This window comes from Streptomyces sp. RB17, from assembly GCF_009604455.1.
GTDB lineage: Bacteria > Actinomycetota > Actinomycetes > Streptomycetales > Streptomycetaceae > Streptomyces.
Window position 1 is genome coordinate 293,467 of record NZ_WEGL01000010.1, and the last position, 17,802, is coordinate 311,268.

The window sequence follows — 17,802 nt, forward strand, 5'->3', positions numbered from 1 at the left end:
ACCTTCGTCTCCCAGGGGGTGCGCCACATCGGGAGAGTTCCGCATCTTGGGGCGGCGTACGGGCCGCACGCACGCGTAAGGGGGCCTCAGGGAGTCCGTAAGGTGCTCTCGGATTCCCTAAGGCCCCTGGGACCTGCGGGTTGTCAGCTTGTCGAGGGCAGGGCGAGCAGGGCGTCGGAGTACTTCAGGACGGCCAGCAGCAGGCCGATGACACCGAGCGAGACGCCGGCCCAGGCGACCGACTTGATCCAGGGCGCCTGCGGGCGGCCGGGCGTGCCGAAAGCGGGCCGGGCGAGCACGACGACACCGGTGAGCAGCGCGGCCAGCGCGAACAGGCCGGCCCACAGGGCGGTGCTGTGCCAGGCGTCGCCGTAGACCGCCTTGATCTGTTTGGCGACGGTCGCCGTGGAGGAGGTGTGCAGCTGGCCGACGAGCTGCTGGCGGGCGCCCGCGACGGTGCCGATCCAGCCGCCGCTGAGCGAGACGAATCCCAGCGCGGCCGAGACGACGGCACCGGCGCCCTGCCCGACTCCGGAGGGCACCTTCTCCTGCGCGGGCTCCTGCTCCTCGGCGGTCTCCTCCTCGGCGGTCTCCCCCTCGACGGCGTCATCCTCGACGGCGTCCGCCTGCCCGGTGCCGTCCGCACGGGCCTCCGCCTGCGCGGCTTCCTCCTCGGTGCCGGCGGCCTCCACCGCCGTCTCGTCGCCCTGCGCCTCGGTGCCGGCCTTGGCGCCTTGCTCTGTCTTCGTAGCCATGCCCGGCACCGTACGGACCCTCTCTGAGAAGTCCCTTAATGATCGTTGTGTGCGGCACGCGCGCGTGCCGCACGCCATTCGGGGGCCAGCACCGCCCAGATCTCGGTGCTGGTGCGCACGCCCCGGTGCGGATAGTTCTCGCGGAGCACGCCCTCGCGGGTCATGCCGAGCCGGCGGGCCACGTTGATGCTGGGCTCGTTGGCGGAGGACACCTGCCACTCCACCCGGTGCATGCCGCGCTCCTCGAAGGCCCAGTCCAGCAGCACACGCATGCCCCGCGTGACCAGCCCGCGCCCCGCCGCCGCCGGTTCCAGCCAGCAGCCCGCCTCGCAGACCCCGCTCGGGGTGTCCCACACCCGGAACAGCAGGCCGCCGACCAGCTTCCCGTCCAGCCAGATGCCGTGCAGACCGCCGGCGTCGGCGGCGCGCTTGTCGGCGTAGGACTTCAGCCAGGAACGCGCGCCCTCCAGGTCGGACACCACGTCCGGCAGTCCGACGTGCCGGCCGATGAACTCCCGCCCCCGGTCGACGTTGGCGAGGACCTCCTCGGCGTGCCAGACCTCCAGGGGCCGCAGCTCGGCGCCGTCGTCACCCAGGGATATCGCGTACATCGCGCTGCTCTTCCTTCCGCAGTTCCGCCACCGAGACCTTCCCGAGCCTCTCATGCGCGGCGCGGCACTCGGGCGGCTCGATGCTGACGTGGGGCAGGCGGCGCTCCAGCCAGGCCGGCAGCCACCAGTTGGCGGCGCCGAGCAGATGCATCAGCGCGGGCACGAGGAGGGTGCGCAGGACGAAGGCGTCCAGGGCGACGGCGGAGGCGAGCCCGATGCCGAACATGGCGATCACGCGGTCGCCGCTGAGGACGAAGGCCAGGAAGACCGAGATCATGATGACCGCGGCGGAGTTGATGACCCGGCTGGTCTCGGCGAGGCCGACGCGGACGGCACGCCGGTTGTCGCCGGTCTCCAGCCACTCCTCGTACATCCGGCTGACCAGGAAGACCTGGTAGTCCATGGAGAGGCCGAAGAGGACGGAGACCATGATCACGGGGAGGAAGGGCTCGATGGGGCCGGCCCGGCCGAGGCCGAGGAGTTCGCTGCCCCAGCCCCACTGGAAGACGGCGACGACGATGCCGAACGCGGCGGCCACGGCGGCGATGTTCATCACGGCGGCCTTCAGCGGGATGCCGAGCGAGCGGAACGCGACGAGCAGCAGCAGACAGCCGAGTCCGATGACCGCGGCGACGAACAGCGGCAGTTTGCCGATGATCACACCCGCGAAGTCGTCGTAGCCGGCGGTGACCCCGCCGACCTGGATGTCGAGCGAGGTGCCGGTCTCCGCGCGCGGCAGCACCTTCGTGCGCAGCCGGTCCACGAGGTCGCTGGTGTCCTGGGACTGCGGTGCGGAGTCGGGGACGACGGTGAGGTAGGCGGTGCCGCCGCCGGTGTCGTAGGTGGCCGGGGTGACGGAGGCGACGCCCGGGGTCGCGCGCAGGGTGGTGTCGAGGTTGTCCAGGGCCAGCCGGTCCTCGGCGCCGCCCACGCGCGTCACCAGCGTGAGTGGCCCGTTGACGCCCGGCCCGAAGCCGTCGGCAAGCAGGTCGTAGGCCTTGCGGGTGGTGGAGGTGCGCGGGTCGTTGCCCTGGTCGGAGGTGCCGAGGTGGAGCGAGAGGGTGGGCAGCGCGAGCAGCGCGATGACGGCGACGGCGAGCGAGCCGAGCAGCTTGGGGTGGCGTTCGACGAACGCCGACCAGCGGGCGGCGAGACCGGTGGGCAGTTCCGGGCGCGGCCCGTGCTCGGCGAGCCGGCGCCGCTCGCGGCGGCTGAGGGCCCGCGGGCCGATGTACGACAGCAGGGCGGGCAGCAGGGTGACGGAGGCCGCGACCGTGAGCAGGACCGTCAGCGAGGCGGCCACGGCGACCCCGTTGAGGAAGCTCAGCCGCAGTATCAACATCCCCAGCAGGGCGATGCACACCGTCGCACCCGCGAAGACGACCGCGCGTCCGGTGGTGGCCACAGCGTTCACGGCGGCCTCGGTGACGCTCAGGCCGCGTTTCAGTCCGCGCCGGTGTCTGGTCACGATGAACAGCGCGTAGTCGATGCCGACGCCGAGGCCGATGAGCATGCCGAGCATGGGCGCGAAGTCGGCGACCGTCATGGCGTGTCCGAGCAGCCCGATGCCGGAGTAGGCGGTGCCGACGCCGACCAGGGCGGTGGCGATGGGCAGGGCCGAGGCGGCGAGCGAGCCGAAGGCGAGGAACAGCACGACGGCCGCGACGAGCACGCCGACCACCTCGGCGGTGTGCTCGCGCGGGGACGCGGTGAGCCCTATGGCGCTGCCGCCCAGTTCCACCTGGAGCCGGTCGCCCTCGGCGGCCCTGGCGGTGCGCACCACGGCCTGCGCCTCGGCCTTGCCGATGTGCTCGGCCTCCTGGGTGAAGGTGACGGTGGCGTAGGCCGTATGCCCGTCGTCGCTGATCCGGTGCGCGCCCTGACGGCCGTAGGGGCTCGTCACGGTGGCCACGCCGGGCAGCGAGGCGATCCGGTCCAGCGTGCGGGTCATGGTCTGTTCGACGTCGGCGGACCGGACGGTGCCGGTCCCGGTGTGCCAGACGACGGTGTCGCTGTCGCCGCCCAGGCCCGGGAAGCTCTCCTTGAGCAGATGCGTGGCGCGGCCGGCCTCGGTTCCGGGGACGTCGTAGGCGTTCGAGTACGACGAACCGGCCACGGCGGCGGCCGAGGTGACCCCGCCGAAGGCCACGAGCCACAGCAGCACGACGATCAGCCGATGCCGGACACACCAACGGGCGAGGTCTGCCACGGACGTGCTCCCAGAAGTGTGATTTGTGGATCTTTGACCGGGAACGATCGTCCATAAACTGAACAGCCCGCAAAGAACGTATGAGTAATTGAAGGACACTCTTTCAGGCGAATGTGATCGTTTGCCGTGATGGTGGGCTTATTCACAGGACTGGGAGAGACATCACAGGAAACTCCGGCGAACTCTGCAGCGTCATAAGGTTCTTGTAAGCGAACGAGGGGCAGCACACCGGGTTCGGCGTGCTGCCCCTCGGGATCGTTCCGCGGTGTCGCTCAGCCCTCGCCGACGCCCAGCTTCTCCAGGATCAGCTGCTTGACGCGGGCCGCGTCGGCCTGACCCCGGGTCGCCTTCATGACCGCGCCGACCAGGGCGCCGGCGGCGGCCACCTTGCCGCCGCGGATCTTGTCCGCGACGCCCGGGTTGCCGGCGATGGCCTCGTCGACGGCGGCGGTCAGCGCGCCCTCGTCGGAGACGACCTTCAGACCGCGCTTGTCGACGACCTCGTCCGGGGTGCCCTCGCCCGCGAGGACGCCCTCGATGACCTGACGGGCCAGCTTGTCGTTCAGGTCGCCCTTCGCGACCAGCTCGGTGACCCGGGCCACCTGCGCGGGCGTGATCGCCAGCTCGTCCAGCGCCTTGCCGGACTCGTTGGCGCTGCGCGCCAGTTCGCCCATCCACCACTTGCGGGCGGAGGCCGCGTCGGCGCCGACGTCGATCGTGGCCACGATCGGGTCCAGCGCGCCGGCGTTGACGATCGCCTGCATGTCGGTGGCCGAGATGCCCCACTCGGCGAGCAGCCGGGTACGGCGGACCAGCGGCAGCTCGGGCAGGGCCGCGCGGATCTCCTCGACCCACTCGCGCGAGGGCGCGACGGGCACGAGGTCGGGCTCCGGGAAGTACCGGTAGTCCTCGGCCTCCTCCTTCGTACGACCGGAGGTGGTGCTGCCGGTGTCCTCGTGGAAGTGGCGGGTCTCCTGGACGACCTTGCCGCCGTCGTTCAGCACGGCGGCGTGCCGCATGACCTCGAAGCGGACCGCGCGCTCCACCGAACGCAGCGAGTTGACGTTCTTGGTCTCGCTGCGGGTACCGAACTTGTCCGCGCCCTTGGGCATCAGCGACAGGTTCACGTCGCAGCGCATCTGGCCCATCTCCATGCGGGCCTCGGACACGCCGAGGGCACGGATGACCTCGCGCAGCTCACGGACGTACGCCTTCGCGACCTCGGGAGCACGCTCGCCGGCGCCGACGATCGGCTTGGTGACGATCTCGATCAGCGGGATGCCGGCGCGGTTGTAGTCGAGCAGCGAGTGCTGCGCGCCGTGGATGCGGCCGGTCGCGCCGCCCACGTGGGTGGACTTGCCGGTGTCCTCCTCCATGTGGGCGCGCTCGATCTCCACGCGGAAGGTCTCGCCGTCCTCCAGCTGCACGTCGAGGTAGCCGTTGAAGGCGATCGGCTCGTCGTACTGGGAGGTCTGGAAGTTCTTCGGCATGTCCGGATAGAAGTAGTTCTTCCGGGCGAAGCGGCACCACTCGGCGATCTCGCAGTTCAGCGCGAGACCGATCCTGATCGCGGACTCGACGCCGGTCTTGTTCATGACCGGGAGCGCGCCGGGCAGGCCGAGGCAGACGGGGCAGGTCTGGGTGTTCGGGTCGGCGCCGAGCGCCGTCGAACAGCCGCAGAACATCTTGGTCTTGGTGCCGAGTTCGACATGGACCTCGAGGCCCATGACGGGGTCGTACGACGCCAGAGCGTCCTCGTACGACACCAGGTCGGTCGTGGTGGTCACGGTGAAAACTTCCCTCTCAGCCCAGCAGGACGTCGTCGTCGCCCAGCCGCTTCAGCTCGCGGTAGAGGATCGCGAGGCCGGTCACGATGGCCACGGCGGAGACCGTGGCGTCGATCAGCCGCAGCGTGTCGTGCTCGGCGCGGGCCTTCTTGATCTGCTTGGCGACACCGACCGCGCCGAACGCGGTGGTGGCCATGGACAGGTACGTACCGGACTTGGACTTCTTGAAGCCCTTGGCCTTGGACAGTGCCTTGCTCACAGCGACGGAGCCTCCTCCAGCAGCGGGTGACCCCACTGTTCCACGAAGGCGGCCTCGACGGCGGCGCCGACCTTGTACAGGCGGTCGTCCTGCATCGCGGGGGCGATGATCTGCAGGCCCACCGGGAGGTTGTCCTCCGGGGCGAGGCCGCAGGGCAGGGACATGGCCGCGTTGCCCGCCAGGTTGGTCGGGATGGTGCACAGGTCCGCGAGGTACATCGCCATCGGGTCGTCGGCTCGCTCGCCGATCGCGAAGGCGGTGGTGGGCGTCGTCGGCGAGACGATGACGTCCACCTGCTCGAAGGCCTTCTCGAAGTCGCGCGTGATGAGCGTGCGGACCTTCTGCGCGGAGCCGTAGTACGCGTCGTAGTAGCCGCTCGACAGGGCGTACGTGCCCAGCATGATGCGGCGCTTCACCTCGGGGCCGAAGCCGGCCTCGCGGGTGAAGGAGGTGACCTCCTCGGCCGAGTGGCTGCCGTCGTCGCCGGTCCGCAGGCCGTAGCGCAGGCCGTCGAAGCGGGCGAGGTTGGAGGAGCACTCGGACGGCGCGATCAGGTAGTACGCCGACAGCGCGAGGTCGAAGGACGGGCAGTCCAGCTCGACGATCTCCGCGCCCAGCTCCTTCAGCAGCTCGACCGACTCGTCGAAGCGCTGGATGACACCGGCCTGGTAGCCCTCGCCGCGGAACTGCTTGACCACGCCGACCCGCATGCCCTGCACGCTGCCGTTGCGGGCGGCCTCGACGACCGGCGGGACCGGGGCGTCGATGGAGGTGGAGTCCATCGGGTCGTGCCCGGCGATGACCTCGTGCAGCAGCGCCGCGTCCAGGACCGTACGGGCACAGGGGCCGCCCTGGTCGAGGGAGGAGGAGAACGCCACCATGCCGTAACGGGACACCGCGCCGTACGTCGGCTTCACGCCGACCGTGCCGGTGACGGCGGCCGGCTGACGGATGGAGCCGCCGGTGTCGGTGCCGATGGCGAGCGGGGCCTGGAAGGAGGCGAGCGCCGCGGAGGAACCGCCGCCGGAGCCGCCGGGGATCTTGGTGAGGTCCCAGGGGTTGCCGGTCGGTCCGTACGCGCTGTTCTCGGTGCTGGACCCCATGGCGAACTCGTCCATGTTGGTCTTGCCGAGGATGACGACGTCGGCGGCCTTGAGCCTCTTGGTCAGGGTCGCGTCGTACGGCGGGATCCACCCCTCAAGGATCTTCGAACCGACGGTCGTGGGCACGCCCTCGGTGGTGAAGATGTCCTTGAGCGCGAGCGGCACGCCGGCGAGGGGGCCGAGCTTCTCCCCTCGCGCCCGCTTCTCGTCCACGGCACGGGCCTGCGCGAGGGCGCCCTCGCGGTCGATGTGCAGGAAGGCGTGCACCTTCTCGTCGACGGCCTCGATCCGGGCGAGGTGGGCCTCGGTGACCTCGACGGCCGTGAGCTCGCCGGCGGCGATCTTCTCGGCGATCTGCGCGGCGGTGAGCTTGATGATGTTGCTGTCCGTCATGACGGTCACTCCTCCCCCAGGATCTGCGGCACCTTGAAACGCTGCTGCTCCTGGGCCGGGGCGCCGGAGAGCGCCTGCTCGGGGGTGAGCGAGGGACGGACCTCGTCCGGGCGCATGACGTTCGTCAGCGGGAGCGGGTGCGAGGTCGGCGGTACGTCTTGGTCGGCGACCTCGCTGACGCGGGCGACCGCGCCGATGATGTCGTCCAGCTGTCCCGCGAAGTGATCGAGCTCTTCGGGCTTCAGCTCCAGACGCGCCAGCCGGGCGAGGTGGGCGACCTCCTCGCGCGTGATGCCAGGCATGCAGCGTTCCTCTGGGGTGAGTGTGTGTGGTTTGGGCGGGGGCTGGTCGTCTCATTCCCGTCGTTCGCCCGAAGGGCGGGTCGCGCGGCGTCTGGTGCGTGCGATCGCAAGGCGCCGGAGCGTCCTCGTGGCGGAGCCACGTGGACGATTCGGCAACGCGGCGAGCGTGCGTGCCAGGCGTCGCGCGACAGACGGGAATGGGACGACTAGCCCCAATCCTATGGGGCGGGGGCGGGTGGCCGTGAAACGGTTTCCCGCGCCCCGCCGCTCACCGGTGCCGGCCCTCCCAGGCCGCGCTCTTCAGGAAGTGGTTGTCGTACAGATCCTGGACCTCGAGGATGCTCTCCGGGGTGGCCTCGCCCAGGCGGATGCGCTGGAGGTGGCGGAAGTACTCGAAGCGCTCCACGCCGGGTGTGATCACGATGAGCAGGTCGGCGTCGGCTCCCGGCACGGCGGCGAAGGCGTGCGGCCGTCCAGGCGGGACGATGACGAGGTCGCCGCGCTCGGCGGTGACGACGTCCTCGCCGGAGAGGATCTCGGCGGCGCCGTCGAGCAGGAAGAACATCTCGGCGGAGTTGTCGTGCCAGTGCGGCTTGGCGCCGTCGGCGCCCGCCTGCAGGGTGACGCGCTGGGTGGACAGGGCGCCGCCGGTCGCGCTGCTGTCGGCCAGCAGACGGACGGTGGTGGGGGCGCGCCCGACGACTTCGGCCTCGGCCTCGCGGACGAGCACGGACTCTTCGAACTTCGGTACGAACAGTGACATGGCTGGTCTCCCCCTGTCGGATGCCGGTCAGACCGCGAAGAGAAGACCGGCGCTGATCAGTACAACGATCGCGGTGGCGAGGTGGATCCCGAACGCGACGGCTTTCGTGCCGCCGTGGCGCAGGACTATCACGGTGTCCACGAGCGGGACGAGCGCCACGCAGACCATGAACCACGCCTCGGCCCGGGCACCGGCGGCGGCCAGCAGGACCAGGCCCAGCAGCCCGAAGGTGCCGTCCCTGAGGCCCTTGATCGACAGGTAGGCGCCGGCGTCACCGCGAGGGTCGGCCGGGACGCCGTAGCCGGCCGCGGCCGGGCCCGGCTGGAACCAGAACCGGTAGCCGAGGAACACACAGAACAGGTCGAGCAGGACAGCCAGGGTGTACGCGGTGACGGTCATGACCCCTCCGGTTTTCTAGCAACGCTATCGGCGAGAGCCAAGCTAGCAGAGCGTCGACAGTTTGGCTAGCACTGCTAGAATTTGACCATGGCGATCCAGAAGCGCCGGGAGCGCGAACGAGCGGAGCGTGAGCGGCTGATCGTGACGGCCGCGCGCGAACTGGCCGAGGCGGAGGGCTGGGACGCGGTGACCACACGCCGGCTGGCCGCCGAGATCGAGTACAGCCAGCCGGTCCTCTACAGCCACTTCAAGGGCAAGGACGCGATCATGGCCGCGGTCGCGGTGCAGGGCTGCACCGACCTGGCGACGGAGCTACGGCAGGCGCGGACGGCGGCGCCGGGCACGCGGGCGGCGCTGATGGCGGTGGCGGAGACGTACACGTCCTTCGCGCGGCGCCGGCCCGCCCTCTACGACGCGATGTTCACCCACCTGGTGGACCTGCCCTTCGCGACGGAACAGGCCCCGGCCCGGCTGCGGGAGGCCTTCGGCGAGCTGCTGGTCGTGGTCGAGCCGATCACGGCCGAGGGCGAGGACCCGGGCTTGCTGACGGAGACATTCTGGGCGGGGTTGCACGGGTTGGTGACGTTGACGAGGAGCGGGCGGTTGCCGGAGCACGCTCACGAGCGACGCCTGGCACTGCTGATCGGCCACTTCGCAGGAGCCTGAGCGCGCTGAAACTACTCGGCGGCCGGCAGAGCCGCACGCGGCCTCTGCCACCCACGGGACCCACGGGCCCGCAGCCAGGCAGTGGTCTCCTCCGGAGGCATGGCGGCAGCGACCAGCCACCCCTGCACGGCATCACACCCCAGATCCCGCAACCGCTCCCACGTCTCGTCGTCCTCCACCCCCTCGGCGACGACGAGCAACCCCAGCGAGTGCGCGAGATCCACCGTGCACCGCACGATCTCCGCGTCCTCGGCGTCCACGGCCAGCCGCGCCACGAACGACCGGTCGATCTTCAGCTCGCTCACCGGCAGCCGCCGCAGATGCACCAGCGACGAGTACCCGGTGCCGAAGTCGTCCAGGGACATCTTCACGCCGTGCCCGGTCAGCGCCGCCAGCGTGTCCGCGGCCCGCTGCGGATCCTCCAGCAGCACATGCTCGGTGATCTCCAGCTGCAAGGCCCCCGGGGGGACCCCGTGCCGGGCCAGCCGCGCGGCGACCGAGCCCGCGAAGCCGGGCGTGTGGACGTCGCGCGGGGAGACGTTGACGGCGACCGGGACCCGCAGCCCCTGCGCCCGCCACTTGGCGACCTGCCCGAGCGCGGTCTCCAGGACGTACTCCGTCAGAAGGGGCATCAGCCCGGAGGACTCGGCGATCGCTATGAACTCGTCCGGCGGGACCTTCCCGCGCTCGGGGTGCACCCAGCGCACCAGCGCCTCCAGGCCGGCGACCTGACCGTCGAAGCGGACCTTGGGCTGGTAGTGCAGCTGCACCTCGCGCGCGTCCAGCGCCCGGCGCAGATCGCCCAGCAGACCGAGCCGGTCCGGGGTGTTGGAGTCCCGCTTGGACTCGTACACCTCGACGCCCGTACGGTCCCTTTTCGCCTGGTACATCGCCACATCGGCCCGCCGCAGCAGCCCTTCGGCGTCCAGGGCGTGGTCGGGGAAGACGGCGACGCCGGCGCTGGCCTCCAGGACGAGGGTGAGCCCGTCGAGGTCCAGCGGGGAGCCCAGCGCGGCGACGAGGCCGCGGGCGATGCGGGTGGCCGAGGTCGTGGAGTCGGCGACGGGCAGTAACACGGCGAACTCGTCGCCGCCGAGCCGCGCGGCCTCCGCTCCGCGCGGCAGGGCGAGCCGCAGCCGGTCTGCTATCTGGAGCAGCAGCCGGTCACCGGCGAGATGGCCGAGGGTGTCGTTCACCGAACGGAAACGGTCGAGGTCGATCAGCATGAGGGCGGAACGGGCGCCGATGCGTTCGGCGTCGTCGAGGGCCGTCCAGATTCGCTCCAGCAGCCACTGCCGGTTGGGCAGCCCGGTCAGCGGGTCGCGCAGCTGCTCCTCGGCACGCGCGCGTGCCATCCACAGAGTGGAGTCCAGGGCGATGAGCGGGATGGCGAACAGCGGGAGCAGCACCGGCTGGGCCTCGGCGACGACGCACAGCAGGGGTGCGATGCCGAGCAGCGCCACGGCGACCAGGCCGTGTCTCACCACGGCGGTGCGGGCCACGGTGGGCACTCCGCCGCCGCGCGGGACGAACAGGTACCACTGCAGGCCGCGGCTGACCGCGAGGTAGGCGCCGGCGGCGAGGACCACCTCGGGTGCGGTGGCGAAGCTCCAGCTGTCGGGGCGCCAGGGCGTCTCGACGCTCGGGACGCGGCCGAACGCGCCGAGCAGCAGCGCCCCGGCGCCGATGCCGAGGATGTCCACCGCACCGTGCAGCACGCCCTGCCGCCAGTGGTGGCGCCGGGCGATGCCGACCAGGACGACGACGGTGAGGCTGACCATGCCGGCCGGCACCCAGCCGTAGAGCAGCAGCACGGCGAGGGTGAGCGCGGCGCCGGAGCCGGTTCCGCGCCACCAGCGGGCGCGGCCCAACATCACGAGGTGGCCGACGATGACACCGGTGAGCAGGGCCAGCGCCCAGCCGACGGCGCCGCTCGGGAAGAGGGCGTGGTGGCCGGAGAAGGCGCGGTAGAAGCCGGCACCGAGGACGAACGCGGCGGCGGCCACGACGGCCGCGGGCAGGGTGGGCCAGGACAGGTGCCGTTCGGGGTCGGCGCCGGTCGGGTCGGGGGCGGGCGCGATGGCCACGGGTATGGGCGGGTGGGCGTCGTTGGCGGCGCCCGGTCCGGCCGCGCGGACGCGACCGCCCGTGCGCCCGTGCGCCCGCCCCGTCCATCGGGGCGCCCGCCAGGTACCCGCGCGCCGGCGCAGGCGCAGCCGTGAGTCGGGGGCGACGCTCTCGGTCGGTTCCATTCCCGTCCCTCTCACAGCCGGCGGTGCCCACGCCACGCGGCCCGATGTCCGACAGCCATCAGCAGCTCCGCGTTGAAGAAACCTTCCTCGCACGCCGGGAGCGCACGGGGATGCCCCCAACCGCAGCTGGGCACGGCAGGTGCACATCTCAACAGTAGGCCGCGGAAGGCTTCCACGGGCACCGGTCGTCGACGGTTGCCCGAAAGCGCCCGGGCCACCCGTATGCAACTGATATGCGCCGATCGGGTGGCCTTCAACCGCTCCTACTCGGCCGGAAGCGCGACTTCGGCCGCCGCTTCGGGACCCCGCTCCAAGAGGACGCCGAAACCGTCCTCGTTCAGGACCGGAACCTTCAATTGCATGGCCTTGTCGTACTTCGATCCCGGGTTGTCACCCACGACGACGAACGAGGTCTTCTTCGACACCGATCCGGTCACCTTGGCGCCCCGGCTCTGCAGGGCCTCCTTGGCGCCGTCGCGGGTGAAGTTCTCCAGCGTGCCGGTGACGACGACCGTGAGCCCCTCCAGCGGGCGCGGGCCCTCGTCCTCGCCGGTCGAGGCGTCCTCCAGCGGGACTCCGGCGGCCTTCCACTTGCGGACGATCTCGCGGTGCCAGTCCTCGGCGAACCACTCCTTGAGCGCGGCGGCGATGATCGGGCCGACGCCGTCGGTGGTGGCGAGCTCTTCCTCGGTGGCCTGTTCGATGCGGTCGACGGAGCGGAACTCGCGGGCGAGAGCCTGCGCGGCGACCGGTCCGACATGCCGGATGGACAGGCCGTTCAGGAAGCGGGCGAGCGGGCGGGACTTGGCGGCCTCGATGTTCTCCAGCAGGGCGAGGGTGTTCTTCTTCGGCTCGCCCTTCTGGTTGGCGAAGACCGTGACGACCTTCTCCTCGCCCGTCTTGGGGTCCCGCTTGGGCAGACCGCTGTCGGGGTCGAGGACGTAGGCCTTGATGGGCAGCAGCCTCTCCACCGTCAGGTCGAACAGGTCGCCCTCGTCCACCAGCGGCGGGTCGGCCGGCTCCAGCGGACGGGTGAGCGCGGCGGCGGCCACCGCGCCGAAGTGCTCGATGTCCAGGCACTCACGGCCCGCGAGATAGGAGACCCGCTCGCGCAACTGGGCCGGGCAGGCACGGGCGTTGGGGCAGCGGAGGTCGATGTCGCCCTCCTTCATGGGCCGGAGCGGGGTGCCGCACTCGGGGCACTCGCCGGGCATCACGAACTCCCGCTCGCTGCCGTCCCTGAGGTCGACCACCGGGCCGAGGATCTCCGGGATGACGTCACCGGCCTTGCGCAGGACGACCGTGTCCCCGATGAGGACGCCCTTGGCCTTGACGACCTCCTGGTTGTGCAGGGTGGCGAACTCGACCTCGCTGCCCGCGACCGTGACCGGCTCGACCTGGGCGTACGGCGTGACCCGGCCGGTGCGGCCGACGCCCACCTTGATGTCGACGAGCTTGGTGTTGACCTCTTCCGGCGCGTACTTGTAGGCGATCGCCCAGCGCGGCGCACGCGCGGTGGAGCCGAGGCGGCCCTGCAGACGGATCTCGTCCAGTTTGACGACGACACCGTCGATCTCGTGCTCCACGGAGTGGCGGTTCTCACCGTAGTGGGCGATGAACGCGCGTACGCCGTCGAGGTCGTCGACCACGCGGTTGTGCGGGGAGGTGGGCAGGCCCCAGGTCTTCAGCAGGTCGTAGGCCTGGGAGAGGCGGGTCAGGCCCGTGAAGCCCTCCAGGGCGCCGATGCCGTGGACGACCATGTGCAGCGGGCGGGTGGCGGTGACCCGCGGGTCCTTCTGGCGCAGCGAACCGGCGGCGGCGTTGCGTGGGTTGGCGAACGGCTTGTCTCCGGCGGCGACCAGGCGTTCGTTCAGTTCGAGGAACTTCTCCATCGGGAAGTAGACCTCGCCGCGGATCTCCACCAGGTCGGGCACCTTGTCGCCCTTGAGGCGGTCCGGGATATCCGTGATCGTGCGGACGTTCTGGGTGATGTCCTCGCCGGTGCGGCCGTCGCCGCGCGTGGCCGCGCGGGTGAGCCGGCCCTTCTCGTAGGTGAGGTTGACCGCGAGGCCGTCCACCTTGAGCTCGCACAGGAAGTGGTAGTCCTGGTCGCCGAGTTCGCGCGCGATGCGCTCGGCCCAGGCGGCCAGCTCCTCGTCGTTGAAGGTGTTGTCCAGCGACAGCATCCGCTGGCGGTGCTCGACCGCGGTGAACTCCGTCGCGTACGACCCCGCGACCTTCTGGGTCGGCGAGTCCGGGGTGCGCAGCTCCGGATACTGCTCCTCCATGGCCTCCAGGGACTTCAGGAGCCTGTCGAACTCGGCGTCGCTGATGACGGGAGCGTCCTTCACGTAGTAACGGAAGCGGTGCTCCTCGATCTGCTCAGCGAGCTGCGCGTGCTTGTCACGTGCCTCGGCGGGCACTGCCGTCTCCGCCTGCTGCTTGTCGCCGGCCACCGTGTTGTCCTCCCGTTACTCTGGGTTGTCCGCGAGGGATCTCGCCGCCCGGACGCAGTGGGCGAGCGCCTGGCGTGCGTAGGCGGGGGACGCCCCCGCCAGACCGCACGCCGGGGTGACCGTGACCGCCTCCGCGAGCAGCCCTGGACGCAGCCCCAGCCTGCGCCACAGCGTCCTGACACCCATGACGCTACCGGCAGGGTCTGACAATGGGCCGTCCGTGCCCGGGACGACACCGGTGAACAGCCGGGTGCCGCCCTCGACGGCCTCGCCGATCGCGTCGTCGTCACGTTCGGTGAGCAGCGAGAAGTCGAAGGAGACGCCGGCCGCGCCCGCCCGCCGCAGCAGGGCGAACGGCACGTCGGGTGCGCAGGAGTGGACGACCACGGGCCCGCCGCCGTGCGCGCCGATGACGTCCCGCAGGGTGGCCTCCACGATCTGCCGGTCCACGGCCCGGTGCGTGCGGTAGCCGCTGGCGGTACGGACCTGTCCGCGCAGGACGGCGGTGAGGGAGGGCTCGTCGAGCTGGAGTACGAGCCGGGCGCCGGGGACGCGTCGCTGAACCTCGGCCAGGTGCAGTCGCAGGCCCTCGGCGAGGGAGGCGGCGAGGTCACGGCAGGCGCCGAGGTCGGAGAGGGCGGCCTCGCCGTTCTTCAGCTCCAGCGCGGCGGCGAGCGTCCACGGGCCCACCGCCTGCACCTTCAGGTCACCCTCGTGCCCCTGGGTGAACTCCTCCAGCGCGTCCAGGTCCTCCCCGAGCCAGGACCGCGCCCGCTTGGTGTCCCGGCCCGGCCGGTCACCGAGGCGCCAGCCGCTGGGCTCCACGCGCGCGTACAGCTCGACGAGCATCCCGGCGGTACGGCCGATCATGTCGGCGCCGGGGCCGCGGGCGGGCAGCTCCGGCAGGAAGGGGAAGTCCTCGAAGCTGCCGGTGACGGTCTTGGCGGCCTCCCGTGCGTCGCCGCCCGGCATGGACCCCACTCCCGTGGCTGGGGCGAACCTGATCTCGCTGTTCTCACTCACCTCGGCAGGGTATGCCGAACACCCAGGGGGCTCCGCCCTCTGGACCCCGATCGCCCCTGGACCCCGATCGCCACGGGCAGCCTCCACGGCGGCCACGACATCTCCTGGGAGAAGTCGCCGTCGGAGTCCAGCAGCGCCACCGTGGGGCTGCCGGGGCAGCGGCGGATGTCGCCGGTGAACTCGCCCGTGGTGGTCAGCGCACGCAGTTCCGCCAGGTCCGGCGGATCGAAGATCTCGCCCACGATCGGCCGCCGGCCGGCGGAGTGCCAAGATCCAGGCTGCCCAGGATCGACGCGCCCTCGGTCCTCGACCGGGCCTCCGCCGGCCGGTCCCGGATCTCGGCACCGCTTGCCGCATTCACCGCCCCGGGCGCACCGTCAGGTCGTTGACCTCCGCGTCCCCGGGCAGGTCCAGGGCCATCAGGATCGTCGTGGCGACCGACTCGGGGTCGATCCACCGCGCGGCGTCGTACTCCTTGCCCTCCTGCTGGTGGACCTTGGCCTGCATGGGGCTGGCCGTGCGGCCGGGGTAGACCGAGGTGACGCGGACGCCGTTGGCGTGCTCCTCGTGGCGCAGGGAGTCGGCGAGGGCCTTCAGGCCGTGCTTGGAGGCGGCGTACGCGGCCCAGCCGGCGTGGGCGCTGAGGCCGGCACCGGAGTTGACGAAGATCACATGGCCGCGGGCCGCACGCAGCTGGGGCAGGAAGTGCCGGGTCAGCTCGGCGGGGGCGATCAGGTTGACGTTGAGCTGGTGGTGCCAGGACTTGGGGGTCAGGTCGCCGACCTCACCCAGGTCGACGACACCGGCGATGTGGAGGAGGGAGTCCACCCGGTCCGGGAGACTCTGGTGCGAGAAGGCCCAGGAGAGCCGGTCGGGGTCGGCCAGGTCGCCTACCAGGGTGCGGGCGCCGGGGAACTCCGCCGCCAGTTCCTTCGCGCGGCCCGCGTCACGCGCGTGCAGGACGAGTTCCGCCCCGCGCGCGTGCAGCCGGCGGGCGACGGCCGCGCCGATGCCGGACCCGGCCCCGGTGATCACATGAGTAGCCATGACCGTCATGCTCGCATCAGCGGATGCCGAGCGACTCCTCCAGGTACGCCAGCGCGCCGACCGGCTCCTCGGCGAAGAACACCAGCTCGGACAGCGGACGGGGCAGGAAACCCTCGTCGTCCATGCGGCGGAACTGCTGCTTGAGGCCGTCGTAGAAGCCCGCGGTGTTCAGCAGGACGACCGGCTTGTCGGTGCGGCCGTGCTTCTTCAGCTCGAGGATCTCGGTGGCCTCGTCCAGCGTGCCGGTGCCGCCCACCATGATCACCACGGCGTCGGCCTTCTCCAGCAGCAGTCTCTTGCGTTCGGCGAGGTCGGCGGCGATGACCATCTCGTCGGCGCCGGGCCGCGCCTTGGTGGCGAGGAACTCCACGGACACGCCCAGCAGCCTGCCGCCGGCCTCGTGCACCCCGTCCGCGACGACCTTCATCAGACCGACGTTGGAACCGCCCCACACCAGGGTGTGACCGGCCTTGCCGAGGAGTTCGGCGAACTCGCGCGCGGGGCGTGTGTAACGCTCGTCGAGATCGGCGGCGGACAGGAAGACACAGATGTTCATGGCCCCCACCGTACGGCCCTCACCGTATGCGGGAAGAAGCACGGGCCCGCCGGTGCTCTTCTGGTATGGCTGAAGGACACACGATCACCATCGACAAGAGCGAGCAGCACGTGCGCGTGGTGCACGGCGACCAGGTGCTCGCGGAGACCGACCGACCGCTGGTGCTGCGCGAGACGGGCTCCCCCGTGCGGTACTACATCCCCGCCGAGGACGTACGCCTCGATCTGCTGACCCCCTCCGAGACGCACACCGTGTGCCCCTTCAAGGGCACGGCGTCCTACTGGTCGCTGCCGGACGCGCCGGACCTGGTGTGGGCGTACCCGGCGCCGAAGCCGGGGGTGGCGGAGATCAAGGATCACTTCTGCTTCTACGACGTCGACGTGTCGTGAGCGATGAGTCCCTGCCGGTACGGCAGTCTGCACCGACATGGACAAGAAGACGACTTCGCGGGACGGAACGGCCCTCGCGTACCAAGTGACCGGTCAGGGACCGACGGTGATCCTGGTGAGCGGCGCGATGTCCACCGGTGGCACCGTGGCGCCCCTGGCGCAGCGACTCGCGGACCGCTGCAGGGCCGTCGTCTACGACCGCCGGGGCCGCGGCGGCAGCGGGGACACGAAGCCGTACGCGGTCGAGCGCGAGGTCGAGGACCTGGCCGCGCTGATCGACGCCGTGGGAGGCGAGGCGGCGCTGTTCGGGGTCTCCTCGGGCGGCGCGCTGGTGCTCGAGGCGGTGGCGAGCGGGCTGCCGGTCGGCAGGGCCGCCGTGTACGAGGTGCCGTACGCGGACTTTCTGGAGGGCGGCGCCGAGCAGGAGGCCACGTACAAGGAACAGCTGAACAAGGCGCTCTCGGAGGGCCGGCACGGGGACGCCGTGGAGCTGTTCCTGCGGCTGACGGGTCTGGCCGAGGAGATGATCCAGCGCGCCCGCCAGTCGCCCATGTGGGCCGGCATGGAGGCCGTCGCGCCGAGCCTCGCCCACGACGACACGGTCATGGGCGACGGGCTGCTCCCCCGGGACCGGCTCGCCGCGATCACCGTACCCGTGCTGGCGGTAGCGGGCGGCGCGAGCCCGGAGTGGATGCGCAAGGCGTCCAGGGAGGTCTCCAGGGCGGTGCCCGACAGCGCGTACCGCGAGTTGGCGGGCCAGACGCACATGGTGGAGCCGGACGTCCTGGGGCCGGTGCTGGCGGAGTTCTTCGCGGGCCGGGCCGGCTAGGGC

General features: G+C 71.2%; 18 protein-coding genes. 3 read left to right on the forward strand and 15 right to left on the reverse strand.

The window, feature by feature from the left end:
* Window positions 1-143: 143 nt before the first annotated feature.
* The 9 genes from SRB17_RS37485 to SRB17_RS37525 all read right to left on the reverse strand — a co-directional run bounded on the left by SRB17_RS37485 (window position 144) and on the right by SRB17_RS37525 (window position 8,581).
* On the reverse strand, window positions 144-755 hold the full coding sequence (locus SRB17_RS37485) for a hypothetical protein (protein ID WP_153545402.1): 612 nt from the start codon (window positions 753-755) through the stop codon (window positions 144-146).
* Between the two features lie 35 nt (window positions 756-790).
* Entirely contained in the window at window positions 791-1,366 is a 576-nt protein-coding gene (locus SRB17_RS37490) for a GNAT family N-acetyltransferase (RefSeq protein ID WP_153545404.1), read from the reverse strand.
* Complete coding sequence (locus tag SRB17_RS37495) at window positions 1,344-3,575, reverse strand: MMPL family transporter (RefSeq protein ID WP_323377041.1); 2,232 nt, start codon at window positions 3,573-3,575, stop codon at window positions 1,344-1,346. Before SRB17_RS37495 ends, SRB17_RS37490 begins: the two co-directional genes overlap by 23 nt.
* Window positions 3,576-3,847: 272 nt before the next feature.
* Window positions 3,848-5,362 (reverse strand): Asp-tRNA(Asn)/Glu-tRNA(Gln) amidotransferase subunit GatB, encoded by a 1,515-nt coding sequence (gene gatB / locus SRB17_RS37500; RefSeq protein ID WP_323377043.1) that lies wholly within the window; start codon window positions 5,360-5,362, stop codon window positions 3,848-3,850.
* A 16-nt stretch (window positions 5,363-5,378) separates the two neighbouring features.
* Window positions 5,379-5,621 (reverse strand): hypothetical protein, encoded by a 243-nt coding sequence (locus SRB17_RS37505; protein ID WP_323377045.1) that lies wholly within the window; start codon window positions 5,619-5,621, stop codon window positions 5,379-5,381.
* Entirely contained in the window at window positions 5,618-7,117 is a 1,500-nt protein-coding gene (gatA, locus tag SRB17_RS37510) for an Asp-tRNA(Asn)/Glu-tRNA(Gln) amidotransferase subunit GatA (RefSeq protein ID WP_153545406.1), read from the reverse strand. Before gatA ends, SRB17_RS37505 begins: the two co-directional genes overlap by 4 nt.
* Window positions 7,118-7,122: 5 nt before the next feature.
* Window positions 7,123-7,419, reverse strand: a complete 297-nt coding sequence (gene gatC, locus SRB17_RS37515) for an Asp-tRNA(Asn)/Glu-tRNA(Gln) amidotransferase subunit GatC (protein WP_004925108.1) — start codon at window positions 7,417-7,419, stop codon at window positions 7,123-7,125.
* A gap of 268 nt (window positions 7,420-7,687) precedes the next feature.
* Window positions 7,688-8,182, reverse strand: coding sequence for a cupin domain-containing protein (locus SRB17_RS37520; RefSeq protein WP_153545408.1), 495 nt, complete (start codon window positions 8,180-8,182; stop codon window positions 7,688-7,690).
* 27 nt (window positions 8,183-8,209) lie between these two features.
* Complete coding sequence (locus SRB17_RS37525; protein ID WP_153545410.1) at window positions 8,210-8,581, reverse strand: DUF4267 domain-containing protein; 372 nt, start codon at window positions 8,579-8,581, stop codon at window positions 8,210-8,212.
* A gap of 87 nt (window positions 8,582-8,668) precedes the next feature.
* Between SRB17_RS37525 and SRB17_RS37530 the strand changes: the two genes are divergently transcribed.
* The gene (locus SRB17_RS37530; protein ID WP_153545412.1) at window positions 8,669-9,247 is read left to right on the forward strand and encodes a TetR/AcrR family transcriptional regulator; all 579 of its coding nucleotides are present in this window, start codon (window positions 8,669-8,671) and stop codon (window positions 9,245-9,247) included.
* Window positions 9,248-9,258: 11 nt separating this feature from the next.
* Here the strand turns inward: SRB17_RS37530 and SRB17_RS37535 are convergent, their stop codons facing one another.
* The 6 genes from SRB17_RS37535 to SRB17_RS37560 form a co-directional block, all read right to left on the reverse strand.
* Complete coding sequence (locus SRB17_RS37535) at window positions 9,259-11,499, reverse strand: putative bifunctional diguanylate cyclase/phosphodiesterase (RefSeq protein ID WP_153545414.1); 2,241 nt, start codon at window positions 11,497-11,499, stop codon at window positions 9,259-9,261.
* 263 nt (window positions 11,500-11,762) lie between these two features.
* Window positions 11,763-13,955: an NAD-dependent DNA ligase LigA gene (gene ligA, locus SRB17_RS37540; RefSeq protein WP_323377051.1), complete on the reverse strand. Its 2,193-nt coding sequence runs from the start codon at window positions 13,953-13,955 to the stop codon at window positions 11,763-11,765.
* 15 nt (window positions 13,956-13,970) lie between these two features.
* Window positions 13,971-14,978: a methionine synthase gene (locus SRB17_RS37545; RefSeq protein WP_323377053.1), complete on the reverse strand. Its 1,008-nt coding sequence runs from the start codon at window positions 14,976-14,978 to the stop codon at window positions 13,971-13,973.
* Entirely contained in the window at window positions 14,975-15,220 is a 246-nt protein-coding gene (locus SRB17_RS37550; RefSeq protein ID WP_153545416.1) for a hypothetical protein, read from the reverse strand. The genes SRB17_RS37545 and SRB17_RS37550 overlap by 4 nt, the downstream gene beginning before the upstream one ends.
* Before the next feature lie 115 nt (window positions 15,221-15,335).
* The gene (locus SRB17_RS37555) at window positions 15,336-16,034 is read right to left on the reverse strand and encodes an SDR family oxidoreductase (RefSeq protein WP_153545418.1); all 699 of its coding nucleotides are present in this window, start codon (window positions 16,032-16,034) and stop codon (window positions 15,336-15,338) included.
* 7 nt (window positions 16,035-16,041) lie between these two features.
* Entirely contained in the window at window positions 16,042-16,581 is a 540-nt protein-coding gene (locus SRB17_RS37560; protein WP_153545420.1) for a TIGR00730 family Rossman fold protein, read from the reverse strand.
* 65 nt (window positions 16,582-16,646) lie between these two features.
* Here SRB17_RS37560 and SRB17_RS37565 point away from each other — a divergent pair, with 65 nt between their 5' ends.
* Entirely contained in the window at window positions 16,647-16,970 is a 324-nt protein-coding gene (locus SRB17_RS37565) for a DUF427 domain-containing protein (protein ID WP_153545422.1), read from the forward strand.
* A 37-nt stretch (window positions 16,971-17,007) separates the two neighbouring features.
* A complete protein-coding gene (locus SRB17_RS37570; RefSeq protein WP_153545424.1) occupies window positions 17,008-17,799 on the forward strand; it encodes an alpha/beta fold hydrolase in 792 nt (263 codons plus the stop codon).
* The last annotated feature ends 3 nt before the right edge of the window (window positions 17,800-17,802 follow it).

Coding starts and splice junctions, on each gene's coding strand:
- SRB17_RS37560 (WP_153545420.1), bottom strand. CDS start 16,581: ATGAACATCTGTGTCTTCCTGTCCGCCGCCGATCTCGACGAGCGTTAC.
- SRB17_RS37520 (WP_153545408.1), bottom strand. CDS start 8,182: ATGTCACTGTTCGTACCGAAGTTCGAAGAGTCCGTGCTCGTCCGCGAG.
- gatC (WP_004925108.1), bottom strand. CDS start 7,419: ATGCCTGGCATCACGCGCGAGGAGGTCGCCCACCTCGCCCGGCTGGCG.
- SRB17_RS37530 (WP_153545412.1), top strand. CDS start 8,669: ATGGCGATCCAGAAGCGCCGGGAGCGCGAACGAGCGGAGCGTGAGCGG.
- SRB17_RS37555 (WP_153545418.1), bottom strand. CDS start 16,034: ATGACGGTCATGGCTACTCATGTGATCACCGGGGCCGGGTCCGGCATC.
- SRB17_RS37525 (WP_153545410.1), bottom strand. CDS start 8,581: ATGACCGTCACCGCGTACACCCTGGCTGTCCTGCTCGACCTGTTCTGT.
- SRB17_RS37570 (WP_153545424.1), top strand. CDS start 17,008: ATGGACAAGAAGACGACTTCGCGGGACGGAACGGCCCTCGCGTACCAA.
- SRB17_RS37565 (WP_153545422.1), top strand. CDS start 16,647: ATGGCTGAAGGACACACGATCACCATCGACAAGAGCGAGCAGCACGTG.
- SRB17_RS37535 (WP_153545414.1), bottom strand. CDS start 11,499: ATGGAACCGACCGAGAGCGTCGCCCCCGACTCACGGCTGCGCCTGCGC.
- gatA (WP_153545406.1), bottom strand. CDS start 7,117: ATGACGGACAGCAACATCATCAAGCTCACCGCCGCGCAGATCGCCGAG.
- SRB17_RS37485 (WP_153545402.1), bottom strand. CDS start 755: ATGGCTACGAAGACAGAGCAAGGCGCCAAGGCCGGCACCGAGGCGCAG.
- SRB17_RS37490 (WP_153545404.1), bottom strand. CDS start 1,366: ATGTACGCGATATCCCTGGGTGACGACGGCGCCGAGCTGCGGCCCCTG.